The sequence below is a fragment of the Legionella dresdenensis genome, assembly GCF_042649825.1.
Lineage (GTDB): Bacteria > Pseudomonadota > Gammaproteobacteria > Legionellales > Legionellaceae > Legionella_C > Legionella_C dresdenensis.
The window spans coordinates 99,156-111,935 of sequence record NZ_JBHSAB010000024.1; the positions used below are offsets into that span (position 1 = coordinate 99,156).

Sequence of the window (12,780 nt, forward strand, 5' to 3'; positions counted from 1 at the left end):
ATCTACAACAGCGCCGCTAACCGGCAGGCCTGATCAATCGCATGCCGCGCATCAAGCTCAAGCGCCTTGAATGCACCGCCAATTAAGTGGACTGATTTACCTGCTTCTCTCAACGGCTCGTATAAATCTTTTAATTCAGTCTGTCCGGCGCAAATAACTACCGAATCTACCGGTAACACTTGCTCCTGCTCGTCAATGCGGATATGCAGGCCCTGATCGTCAATTTTTTCATAACTGACGCCTGAGAGCATCACCACTTTTTTATGTTTCAGGCTTAAACGATGAATCCAGCCTGTTGTTTTCCCCAGCCGTTTACCCTGTTTTTCTTTTTTCCGCTGCAGCAGATAAACTTCACGTTCGGAGGGTTTCACCTCAGGTGTTTTGACGCCGCCGCGCTCATTGACCTTGATATCAATACCCCATTCATCGTAAAACTCTTGCCGGTTTTCATGATGTTCATGAGTAAGCCATTCGGAGACATCAAAACCGATACCGCCGGCGCCAATCACTGCGACTTTCCGGCCAGGTATTTTTTGTTCTCTGATTACTTCAATATAAGTCATCACTTTGGGGTGGTCTATACCGGGGATATCGGGCACACGCGGCTTAATGCCGGTTGCCAGCACAACTTCATCAAAGTCTCTCAGCATTTCAACTGTCGCTTCGGTCTGGTAACGGATAGCGACATTGTATTTTGCCAATTGATAGCTAAAATAATCGATAGTATTCTGAAACTCATCTTTGCCGGGTATTCGTTTCGCCAGATTGAACTGTCCGCCAATCTGCCCGCTTTTTTCAAACACAGTAACCAGATGGCCGCGCTCAGCCGCGACAGCAGCAAATGCCATCCCGGCAGGACCGGCACCCACAACCGCAATCCGTTTTGGATAAATCGCCATTTCATAAACCAGATTTGTCTCATTTCCAGCCCGTGGATTCACCAGGCAAGAAGCGCTTTTGTTGACAAAAATCCGATCCAGACAAGCCTGATTGCAGGCAATACAGACATTAATAGCATCGCTTTCGCCAATTCGGGCTTTTTCGGCAAACTGCGGATCAGCAAGGAACGGCCGTGCCATTGATATCATGTCCGCACAGCCTTCTTCCAGCACTCTGTTGGCTACTTCCGGGGTATTAATCCGGTTGGAAGTAATGATCGGAATCGTAATTTCCGGTTTCAGTTTTTTAGTGACATCAGTAAATGCGGCTGTCGGCACCATAGTCGCAATGGTAGGAATACGTGCTTCATGCCAGCCTATCCCGGTATTTAAAATAGTAGCCCCTGCCTGCTCAATTGCCTTGGCCAGAGTCACTATTTCTTCCCAGCTACTGCCGTCAGCAATCAAATCAAGCATAGACAAGCGATAGATAATAATAAAGTTGCTGCCAACCGCCTCCCGCACCTGGCGGACAATTTCAACAGGAAAGCGTATACGGTTTTCATACGAACCGCCCCATTCGTCAGTGCGTTGGTTGGTATGGGTTACGATGAACTGATTAATCAGATACCCTTCGCTTCCCATAATTTCAACGCCATCGTAGCCAGCAGTCTGGGCCAGTCTGGCAGCGCGGACAAAATGGCCTATTGTTTTAACAATGCGCCGTTTACTCATTGCCCAGGGTTTAAACGGGCTTATCGGCGATTTGATAGCGCTGGGAGCAACAGTAAATGGATGGTAGCCATAGCGCCCGGCATGTAAAATCTGCATGGCAATTTTACCGCCGGCTTCATGCACCGTCTGCGTGACCAGTTCATGCCTTTTTTGCTCATGGGCAGAAGTCATTTTAGCCGCAAAAGGCGCTAATCGGCCGGCACGATCCGGAGCTATACCTCCGGTCACAATCAAACCGGCGCCACCCAGAGCCCGCTCACGATAAAACGCAGCCAGCCGTTGCAGCCCTTCTTTATCTTCCTCAAGCCCTGTATGCATGGATCCCATTAAAATTCTGTTTTTTAAATGGGTAAATCCCAAATCAAGCGGCTGAAACAACGCTTTAAAAGGCGTATTATCGACTCTCAACTCCATGAGTATTCACCTTATCGCTAAAAGAATTGATTATAGAACATTTTTTCAGGAATTTGATACAACTAACTTATCGCGAAGAGAGCGAGAATTGCCGGCCGTTACCCTTGACTGTTTTTTGTTGAAAGCGAGTTGCGATCAAAGCGCCCGCCAATGCCAACAAACCGCCGCTCAGCGACAATACTGAAGGATACTCATTCAAAAACGCCACCCCCATTATCGTTGAAAGAATAGGCAAGGCATAAAGATACATAGAGGCATTTGAAGCCGACATATTATCCAGCACATAACACCAGGCGGCATAGGCCAGGGCTGCTGGAAAAATACCCAGATACACCACAGTCAGAGTTGCTTTATGAGACGCATACGGAAACTGGCGCCATAATTCAGGAGCGAACCAGAACAATACCAATGTTCCACCCCAGATCACCCAGGAAGTAATTGCTACCGGATGATAAGAACGCAAATACCGCTTTTGAGTAATACTATAAAACGCCCCGCTTAAAGAAGAAATTAAAATAATAAAGACGCCATTGCCGGCTGAACTGTGCTTTTCCGCCAGAATCATAAGCCCCAGCCCGATTGTACTAACCAGGATTCCCCACCAGGTTAAAGCCCCGGGCCGTTCCTTTAAAAAAAGAACTGCAAGCAAGGTAGTCATGACCGGCATTAACCCGATAACAAAACTCGCCACCCCTGCTGTGACTTCTGTTTCACCAATATTTAAACAGATATTATAGGCGCCAATGCCAATAGCCCCTATTGCCAGCAACTCAACGCGGTCAGCCCAGCGCATTTTTTTCTTCTCGGGTAAACACAGGTAGATAATTGCCATGCAGGCAGAGGCCACTAAAAAACGCAACAAAGCTAGAGCGCCAGGCGAATAGGAATCCAGACCAACCCGAATCCCGACAAAAGCAGAGGCCCAGAATATCAGGGTAAATATCAAGGAAAAACCAACTGTCAGCAACTTCATTTTAAAACAGGCCTCGCGCTTTCAAGCGAATATAAAAAGCATAACACTCCGCCCTGGCAAACGCCAGTCCGGTAAGCAATGCTCGGTGTTAACCTAATCTCCTGTTAATTTATTGAACTTTCGCTTAAATTTTTAATCCATTGCTGGCGTTTCTCTTCCCCCATATCCGCTTTTCGGATTGCATAATGCAAAATATAAAAACCATCTGGGCCAACCGTGATTTTTTGCAGTTCATCCTGAATTAAATTATCCGGTTTCGCGATTTGGAATTCAAAAAGCACCATGTCGCCCTGATTTTTTATCGTTTTAATGTGAGAAGTCAAACCGGTTTGTTCAAGGTTCTTGAGAACATTATCAGCAAATTGTTGCAGGGTAACCTGTTTCTGCAAGCCGGGGATAAATTGGCTGGTAACCAATTCTTGCCATTGCTCAACCTTATCACCAGCCGGAACGTACTCAATCGTTGTAATCTGGGGCGTTTTATTACTCCATGCCGGCTGCCATACGCGCTCATCAAAAATAATTTTTTGTTTTTCAACAGGTTTAATTTCAGAATTGGCATCCGGCTGTAACGCTTTGATGCTGCAGTACATTTCATTATTATAATTATAATATTCGACGCAACCGGGATTATTCTCTTTAGTTACCTTGATTAAGTCAGCAGGACTCACAGCAGCAAAGAGATCGAAACTTAAAGCAGAGAAAAGCAAGGCGGCCAATTTATTCATCGATAATCATCCTGATATCTTATTTACTATTAACTATAAGTGGAGTTGGCTATTTCTGCCAGAAAATACACTGGGAAGAGACGTGTTAGACTTTTAATTAATTTCTACATTTTACCACATCGTTCGGGGAAGGAAGCGCTTTAGCGCTGTCTCGAAGCCTGTGGTACAGTGCCACGCCTTCGAGACAAATGCTTCGCATTTTCCTCAGGCCGAACGGATATGGGTTGTCAAACCCAATACCCTTTAACGAAAACCTTGATTAAACAGAAAGGATTTAAACGCTTCGGCTGTTGGCGATAACTGTTTATCAACATGTTGAACCCAAAAAGCGCCGGTTACGGGATTGGTATAATCCGCAATGACGAATGATTTTAACAGATTATGCTTAAGCTCAAATTCCAGCATTGAATCGGGCAGGACAGAAATCCCCAAATTGGCCATTACTGCCGATTTAATGGCATTTTGATCGTTGATTTGGATTAGCCAAGGGCTATTCCTGCGTTTTTTAAGCAAACTATTTAACTGGTCGTAGTTTGCGCTTCCTTCATGACAGATAATAAAGGTTTCTTCAGCAAGATCGGCACTGGTAATTCTATTTTTATTAGCTAAATGATGTTGCGGCGACATGATAAATGTCATTGGCAAATCTACAATTTTCTCGCTGGTGTACTTGATCTGATTGACTGGATGTACTACAAGATAAAAATCAACTTTATTTTCATATAAATGCTTCAATTGGGTTGCCCTGTCGCCATCTCCAAATTCAAACTGTACTGAAGGATGCTGACTGATGAATTGCGCGATTGCTTTAAAAAATACCCTCTGCAGAGAAATTCCCACCGCTACTTTCAATTTGCCATTTATCTCATGATGAGCAGAAAAACAGGCCTGCTCGAAGAGATCAGCCTGCTCGATTATTTTTTTAGCATACTCCAGCAGTATATTTCCTTCATGAGTCAAATAAATTTTTTTACCAATAAATTCAAAAAGGATTTTAGCTAACTGTGTTTCAAGTTTATGAATTTGCTGGGAGACAGCAGGCTGACTCAAATGTAAGGCCCGCGCCGCGCTGCTAATGCTTGCATGATTTGCAACGGCAATAAAGATTTTAAGCTGCTTCAAGGTATAGTAAGTCATTCGAAATCCATAACGAAATCTTATTCATGTCATAAGGATAAATAATTTTTTATTATAAATAAAATAGTGTATCAATTGGAATAATAAAATTTAAAGGAGGAAATTTTTATGACACGTAAGATTGCGATTGTAACAGGAGGTACTGGTGGAATTGGCTCTGCCATTTGTCAACGCCTTGCTAACGATTATCAGGTAATTGCCTGTTATTTCAAAGGCGGACGGCATGTCGAAGCCCGCCTTTGGCAGGAAGCTCAAAAAACTGCAGGATTCGATATTGATATCGTTTATGCCGATAGTACCAGCTTCTCAGAGTGTGAAAAAATGGCGGAACTGATCCTGGAAAAATATGGTCAGATCGATGTTCTGGTTAATAATGCCGGCATTACCGCAGATTCCAGTTTAAAAAAAATGTCGCCACAGCAATGGCAACAGGTTATCGATGCCAATTTAACCAGCGTTTTTAATGTCACCCGCCATATTTTGCCTGCCATGCTGGAAAAAGAGTATGGCCGTATCATTAATATTTCCTCAATTAATGGCCGCAAAGGTCAATTTGGCCAATGCAACTATGCATCAACCAAGTCGGCTCTCTTTGGATTCACCAAAAGTCTGGCGCTTGAAGTAGCCAGTAAAGGCATTACGGTAAACACTATTGCGCCTGGCTATATCCAGACCCCCATGCTGGCGACGCTTAAGGAAGATATTTTAAACAGCATTATCGCCAATATTCCGGTTGGGCGATTAGGAAAACCTGGCGAAATAGCCGATGCCGTCCATTTTCTTGCATCCCCTGAAGCAGGATTTATTACCGGCGCTAATCTGGATATTAATGGCGGGCAATACATGTAAAAAAACTGCCGGTTAAATCAACGTTAATACTTCCTGTAAATGTTTAACCGGCACAACTTCCATTGGCAGAGCCTGTTTAGGCGCATTGGCATAAGGCACTATTGCCCGTTTAAAGCCATGTTTGGCTGCTTCACGCAGTCGCTCCTGGCCGCTTTGGACCGGCCTGATTTCACCGGCAAGGCCGACTTCGCCAAAAATGATTGTTTCCCGATCAAAAACCCGGTTGCGCAGACTGGAGACTACAGCCGCCAACAGCGCTAAATCGCTCCCGGTTTCAGTGACTTTAACCCCACCCACTACATTGATAAACACATCCTGATCAAAGGTTGCGACACCGCCATGGCGATGGAGAACAGCAAGCAAAATCGCCAGCCGATTATGTTCCAGCCCTGCGGCAACCCGTCTTGGTTGTTGACCATACGATTCATCAACCAGGGCCTGCACCTCGACTAACATGGAACGCGACCCTTCCCAGGTGACCATAATGACGCTGCCTGGAGTTGGATCGGGTTGACGCGACAGGAAAATCGCTGAGGGATTGGCAACTTCTTTCAACCCGCGGTCGGTCATGGCAAAAACACCCAGCTCATTGACCGCGCCGAAACGGTTTTTAATTGCCCTGATTACCCGAAAACGGCTATCATTCTGGCCTTCAAAATACAAAACGCTATCCACCATGTGCTCTAATACCCGTGGTCCGGCCAAAGCCCCTTCTTTGGTAACATGGCCAACCAGGAACACTGCCGTTTGTGTCGTTTTGGCAAAACGCACCAATTGGGCAGCGGATTCACGAACCTGACCTACCCCGCCCGGAGCAGAAGAAATTGTGTCTGTAAAAATGGTTTGTACCGAGTCAATTACAAGAACCCGCGGAACTTCTTTCTGGGCATGAGCGATAATCGCCTCGACCTGTGTCTCTGCTAATAACTTCAAACCTTCCAACGGTAATTGCAGTCGTTTGGCCCGCATTGCAACTTGTTGCAATGATTCTTCACCCGTGACATACAATACTTTATTCTGTAGCGATAAATTGGCAAGAGTCTGTAATAAAAGCGTTGATTTACCAATGCCTGGATCACCACCGATTAATACTACCGAGCCATCCACCAGTCCGCCGCCAAGCACGCGATTTAATTCCGACAAACCACAATCCATCCGTACTTCGCTGTGTAATACCACATCTTCGACGGCAGTTACCGCTGAGCGCTGATTGGCATAACTGCCAAGGCGTGCGCTGCGTCCGGGCGATGCCATACCCTCTTCCACAATGGAATTCCAGGCACTACACTGAACACACTGCCCGGACCATTGCGAAAAAGAAGCAGCGCACTGACTACAGACAAAGCGGGTTTTAACCTTCATAATTATCACATCCTCGGCCTACGGCTTGTTAAACTATCAAACAGTCTTTAATATTACTGCCTTTACTATAACAGATTGGCGACATGAACAAAAAACCATTTGAATGGGCAGTTATAGGCGCAGGCCCTGCTGGTATTGCAGCTGTTGGCCGTTTAATTGATCATGACATTCCGGCCAGCGAGATCTTATGGCTTGATCCCCATTTCAAAGTGGGCGACCTGGGTGCGTTATGGCGCAATGTCTCTAGCAATACAACCGTTGCCAGGTTTCTGGCTTTTTTACAGGCATCAGCTGCCTTTGGCTATCAGTCGGCTGACATTGATTTTAATCTTAACCATTTACCGCTTGAAGAAACCTGTATTCTGGCTGATGTGGTTGAACCATTGCAGTGGGTAACAAACAGACTGCTACCCAAAGTGGCCAGTTGCCAGACATTGATTCATCATATTTTGTTAAAAGAACGGCTTTGGCAGCTAACAGCAACTGAGCAATCATTTTTGGCCCGAAACGTCATTCTTGCCAACGGCGCTGCGCCTTCTACACTAAACTATCCCGGTATTCAGCAAATACCATTTGAAACCGCAATTGATAAAGAACAACTTGCCGCCTGTATCAGTCCCGGCAAAACCTATGGCGTTTTTGGCTCCTCTCACTCAGCGATTATCATTATCCGATATCTGGTCGAGCTTGGCGTTGAGAAAATTATTAACTTCTACCGTTCACCCTGCAAATACGCGCTGGACATGGGAGACTGGATACTGTTTGACAATACCGGGCTTAAAGGCCAGACAGCTTTATGGGCTCGGGAAAACATAGACGGAACATATCCGCCCGGCTTAAATCGCTATCCAGTGAATGAACACTCTATTGCCCGTCATCTGCCAGAGTGCGACCAGGTTATTTACGCAGTCGGTTTTGAACAACGCCGGAATCTGGATATCGGCGGTTATGAAAATGCTGATTACAACTCCAATACCGGTATCATTGCCCCGGGATTATTCGGCTTTGGCATTGGCTATCCTGAAACCAAAGCGGATCCATTCGGCACAATAGAGTCACAGGTTGGGTTGTGGAAATTTATGGTCTACCTGAATAAGGTATTACCTATTTGGCTGCAATACCATACCTGATGATATACGCTGCGTACGGCACTTCCATAAGACAGCAGGTACGAGTATACTTCCGGCTTTTAAAAGCAGGCGTGCACCATGTCAAAGTCAGTAAATTTCGAAAAATCGATGATGGAACTTGACGAAATCGTCAAGCAACTGGAAAAAGGCGAACTATCACTGGAAGATTCACTGAAATACTATGAAAAAGGCATTAATCTGGCAAGAAAATGTCAGGATGCATTAACTCAGGCTGAACAGAAAATCGAAATGCTACGTATAACTGCGACTGAATGTGATGGAACAACTGATGAATAACCCTCATATCAACCGCCTGCTGACCCACCACGAACGTGTTCTTGAACAGTTGATGCAATCAACCAATATTCCGGCTGCCCGTATAAAAGAATCGATTCTTTACTCGCTGTTTCCGGGCGGCAAACGACTCAGACCATTACTGGTTTATCTTGCTGGCGAGCTTTTAAAGCTACCCGTTAATTGTCTGGACATCATTGCTGCGTCAGTAGAAATCACCCATTGCTACTCTCTTATTCACGATGATTTACCAGCAATGGACGATGATGATTTCAGGCGCGGCAAAGCGAGCTGCCACCGCGCTTTCGATGAAGCAACCGCTATTCTCGCCGGTGATGGCATGCAAGCGCTGGCAATACAAATCCTGTTATGCGAACTCCCCCGTTTTCTGTCCGCGGAAAAAACAAATCGAATAACCTGCGAACTGGTGACCGCTAGCGGAGTAAGCGGTATGGTCAGCGGACAAAGCCTGGACTTGACTGAACTGGCTACTAAAACCGTTACCGAAAACCAACTGCGTACTATCCATTTACTCAAAACCGGTAAACTGATTTCCGCCTGTATCAATATGACTATCATTGCATCTGATACGGATAATGCATTGAAAGAAGCATTGCAAACCTTTGCCCATCATTTGGGTCTGGTATTTCAAATGCAGGATGATTATCTCGATCACTATGTATCAACAGATGTCCTTGGCAAAGGCCGGTCGTCAGATATTGCCAATCAGAAAACTACTTTTGCCAGTTTATACAGCCAGTCAGAACTTTCCAGCCTTATCAGCGAGCACTACCAGCTTGCTACTAAGGCACTGGCAATATTTGGCGATAATGCGCAAAATCTGCTGGATTTAACCCACTCTATGGAACAGCGCAGCCTTGATGCAGCGCAAGCGTAATCAGAGTCTGTCATTTTTACGGAGGTGGGATGACAATTTCCATAACTTAAGAGCAGTGGGCACATAGGTATCAGGCCAAGGCGTTTTACATAGATCTGGCTATAGATTCAAAATTACACAAAATGCCGAATTAATAGTATAATATCTGCTTCATTACATAATTATCTACCAATAAAAAACTATGCCTTCAAAATTTAAAGAACTCACCGGCGATGCCTTATCGGAAAAAATTGTTTCCCTTCCTGCAGAGATAGAAAGTTGTCTGCCATTAGGAGATTCCTTTTATATGGTATACCCCGATCAAGGGAAAAAATGGCAATTACTGGTAGATTACAAGCCAGAAGATACAGAAGATGGCATCTATAGTCAGACACATAACAGACTGGTTCATCAGAGCGAGGCGCTTGATCAAGCGCAGGAAAAGCTTGCGCAAAACCAGCTTGAGGGCTCTGCATATAATAACGACAGCGCCTCATTGAAACTTCATCTTAATATTAATAATATTGGAGAATTGGATGAAACGATTATTCTTGAATTAATCAAACTTTTGATTACTGAGGCAACTGCAGCAAACAGTATGCAATTTCATTTTAAAATCATTGATCCACGACACCATATTCATCCACGGTTCGCTAATAACGATCAAATTACTATCTATTTTGATAAATATTCTTCTACAGCCGATATGCTTAGATTAGCTGAAACGGTCCATAATTTTTTTGCAAAAAACCTTATACCGGAAAACAGTAACCCTTTAGGACCAAAAGATCGGTTTGTTTTTAACCCCTTTGTTTCCGCCCGTTTTGATAACAATAAATTATTGCAAAAATATGGAGTATATCCTTTTTTTGATTTGGCGTTGAAGAAGTTTTTTTCAGATAACAGGCACAGTGATTTGAGCCACGTTCCATTATGTGCGTTTGAAACAGTTTTTAATCGGATATTGCTCTCAAGCGTGCAGGATTTACAAGTAAATTCCAGCAATGAACTTAATCAGGAAACTGATGAAAAAATACAGAGAGAATTTGCGGCTATGGTTCAGAATCCTAAGGCTTATATTGGAGCAAAACGTAAACGTGGAACACCCACTGAAAAGCAGATCAATGCGTTTAATATACTGTTAAGCTGTATTCAGAAAGAGTATGCTGAAATGGGATTAAAAGAAGCGGATGCTAACGAACTGCACTGGCGGTTAAGGCAAGCTTTTCGTATGTATCGTTTGAATAAAGAAGCTAATTTTTATACTTATACCCGCTTAAAAGATAGTTGTTTAAAAACGCTGCAAGATATAACCAGGGGTTTAAGCCGGGAAGAACAGAGACAAATAAACAGGCGCGTTATGGGAGTTATTACTTCTATCGGAGCGCCTTTTATGTATCAGAATAAAAGAAGCAAAACGGTGTTTTTTGCTAATTCTGATGACATGCCCCATCAAAAGCTATTGGAAAAAATGGGTAGTTCAGATGTATTTGTAATAAGAGCAAACTCCGGGAAGGGCGAGGAGAATTCCTCGCCAGCTCTATAGTTTAAGTAATTTTACGCGGCGCTCAAGGTTTTCATTTTACTCTCTCCCGATAGGGGCAGAGTTAAATTTTATCCAAGCGTTAGAATCAGAGTAAGAACCATTACCAGTCTCTCCAGTAGGCCTGGCGCTCCGGAACTCGCGCCCTGACGCAAATTCGAACGATTAAGCCTGGTTAACCCACTAACCAGACTTAATTAGAGTAAGCAGAAGATTTACTGTTCGGTCTGCAAGAATAAGATAAATACTTTATGGAAATTTAGTTAATTAACAATTATAAAGGCATAATAATGTTTTTGTGACAGCAAAAGCCAAGACAAACCTTATAAATACTCCTTTTCACCCATTGTTCAATTTATTAAAAATTTATATCATTTCAAAATATTAAAAAGTCATTTAAAAACCTATTTATGAGAAACCATGGGGAAATTATTTGGGTATGCTCGAGTGAGCACTGATGATCAAAATTTGAACTTGAAAATTGATGCCTTGACGGGTTTAATTACAGAAACGGGGCAAATGCGAACCAGGATCTTAATTTTGTATAAAATAAGTTCTTTATTGCTAAGAACACCAAACTTTATCTCACTAAAAACTCTTTAAAAATTGGTTATATTCCTCTATACATAAGAGGTTTTACGAATAAGACTGTTCGCATTTGCCCCGTTTCTGTCAATAAGAAGAGGACATAATGTTCAACAAATCAATAAAAACTATTTTTTTAGCAGGAATATATTGTTCTTTTCTTGCTGTCTGTTTTGCCGGACCAAAGCATACAGATATTACCAGTGATGTACTGGTTGCCATGAAGGCATATAATATACCTGTAGTTGGTTATGCCATTATAAAAAACAATGAGATAGTCGTTTCACAAACCCTGTCTATTTATTCCAGCCTGAAAGTTTCGAAAAGCTCGCTCTTTCAGGCTGCATCCATTAGCAAAAGCATTGCATCGTATGGCGCGCTCAAACTGGTTTCAGAAAACAGGTTAAAGCTTGATGAGCCCGTAAATAGCCAATTAAAAAGCTGGAAGATACCGACTAATGAATATAATGAAAATGACCCGGTTATTTTAAGACAATTGCTGGATATGACATCGGGACTGTCTGTTTCCGGATTTCCAGGTCATGAACAGGATAAAAAATTACCAACCCTTCAGGAAGTACTGGATGGCAAGCCTCCCTCTAATACCCTGCCTGTCAGGGTATTTTATAAACCTGGAACACAATACTTCTATTCCGGCGGTGCTTTTCAGGTTCTCGAACAACTGATGGAAGATACAACCAGTCAACCATTTTCATCCTGGATGGAAAATGAAATTTTAAAGCCACTGAAAATGAATCAGAGCATTTTCCAGTATCCGCTGGACAAAAAATTTCATTCCATAGCAATTCCGGGATTTTTATTAGATGGAACCATGATTAAAGGTGGATGGAATAATTATGCAATATCTGCTTCCGGGGGATTATGGTCAACTCCAACCGATTTAGCCCGATTTGCCATAAGCGTTTCAAAATCCTGGCTTGGAAAAGATAATGAAATCATTAAACAATCCGTTGCCAGAATGATGCTTGCCCGTCAAAAGAATACAGACTATGGTTTGGGTGTTGTGGTCAATGGCAGTGGGAAGAATTTGAATTTCAGAAAAGCTGGCCATAATCTTGGCTATCATAGCCAACTAATCATGTTTCCTGAAAGTGGAGACGGCGTTGTTGTCATGACCAATTCTGAAAATGGTGGATCGCTTATTAACTATATGATTCCATTGATTGCTCAAAAATACCACTGGCCATGTTATTTTCCATATTTCGACGAACTCATCACAATTCCAGAGCGAGCATGTTAATAAAAAATTTTGTG

General features: G+C 43.3%; 11 protein-coding genes. 6 read left to right on the plus strand and 5 right to left on the minus strand.

The window, feature by feature from the left end:
* Positions 1-2: 2 nt before the first annotated feature.
* The 4 genes from ACFORL_RS10775 to ACFORL_RS10790 all read right to left on the minus strand — a co-directional run bounded on the left by ACFORL_RS10775 (position 3) and on the right by ACFORL_RS10790 (position 4,865).
* On the minus strand, positions 3-2,027 hold the full coding sequence (locus ACFORL_RS10775; protein WP_382343879.1) for an oxidoreductase: 2,025 nt from the start codon (positions 2,025-2,027) through the stop codon (positions 3-5).
* A 67-nt stretch (positions 2,028-2,094) separates the two neighbouring features.
* Complete coding sequence (locus tag ACFORL_RS10780) at positions 2,095-3,000, minus strand: DMT family transporter (protein ID WP_382343881.1); 906 nt, start codon at positions 2,998-3,000, stop codon at positions 2,095-2,097.
* Positions 3,001-3,104: 104 nt separating this feature from the next.
* Positions 3,105-3,728 (minus strand): hypothetical protein, encoded by a 624-nt coding sequence (locus ACFORL_RS10785; protein WP_382343883.1) that lies wholly within the window; start codon positions 3,726-3,728, stop codon positions 3,105-3,107.
* 243 nt (positions 3,729-3,971) lie between these two features.
* The gene (locus ACFORL_RS10790) at positions 3,972-4,865 is read right to left on the minus strand and encodes a LysR family transcriptional regulator (RefSeq protein ID WP_382343885.1); all 894 of its coding nucleotides are present in this window, start codon (positions 4,863-4,865) and stop codon (positions 3,972-3,974) included.
* A 108-nt stretch (positions 4,866-4,973) separates the two neighbouring features.
* Between ACFORL_RS10790 and phbB the strand changes: the two genes are divergently transcribed.
* Positions 4,974-5,714 (plus strand): acetoacetyl-CoA reductase, encoded by a 741-nt coding sequence (gene phbB / locus ACFORL_RS10795; protein ID WP_382343887.1) that lies wholly within the window; start codon positions 4,974-4,976, stop codon positions 5,712-5,714.
* Between the two features lie 12 nt (positions 5,715-5,726).
* Here the strand turns inward: phbB and radA are convergent, their stop codons facing one another.
* Positions 5,727-7,076, minus strand: coding sequence for a DNA repair protein RadA (gene radA / locus ACFORL_RS10800; protein ID WP_449280261.1), 1,350 nt, complete (start codon positions 7,074-7,076; stop codon positions 5,727-5,729).
* A gap of 83 nt (positions 7,077-7,159) precedes the next feature.
* Here radA and ACFORL_RS10805 point away from each other — a divergent pair, with 83 nt between their 5' ends.
* The 5 genes from ACFORL_RS10805 to ACFORL_RS10825 all read left to right on the plus strand — a co-directional run bounded on the left by ACFORL_RS10805 (position 7,160) and on the right by ACFORL_RS10825 (position 12,766).
* Positions 7,160-8,206, plus strand: coding sequence for a pyridine nucleotide-disulfide oxidoreductase (locus tag ACFORL_RS10805; protein ID WP_382343889.1), 1,047 nt, complete (start codon positions 7,160-7,162; stop codon positions 8,204-8,206).
* Between the two features lie 78 nt (positions 8,207-8,284).
* Positions 8,285-8,503 (plus strand): exodeoxyribonuclease VII small subunit, encoded by a 219-nt coding sequence (locus ACFORL_RS10810; protein ID WP_382343891.1) that lies wholly within the window; start codon positions 8,285-8,287, stop codon positions 8,501-8,503.
* On the plus strand, positions 8,496-9,398 hold the full coding sequence (locus tag ACFORL_RS10815) for a polyprenyl synthetase family protein (protein ID WP_382343893.1): 903 nt from the start codon (positions 8,496-8,498) through the stop codon (positions 9,396-9,398). Before ACFORL_RS10810 ends, ACFORL_RS10815 begins: the two co-directional genes overlap by 8 nt.
* 181 nt (positions 9,399-9,579) lie before the next feature.
* Complete coding sequence (locus ACFORL_RS10820; RefSeq protein ID WP_382343895.1) at positions 9,580-10,923, plus strand: hypothetical protein; 1,344 nt, start codon at positions 9,580-9,582, stop codon at positions 10,921-10,923.
* A gap of 688 nt (positions 10,924-11,611) precedes the next feature.
* Positions 11,612-12,766 (plus strand): serine hydrolase domain-containing protein, encoded by a 1,155-nt coding sequence (locus tag ACFORL_RS10825; protein WP_382343896.1) that lies wholly within the window; start codon positions 11,612-11,614, stop codon positions 12,764-12,766.
* The last annotated feature ends 14 nt before the right edge of the window (positions 12,767-12,780 follow it).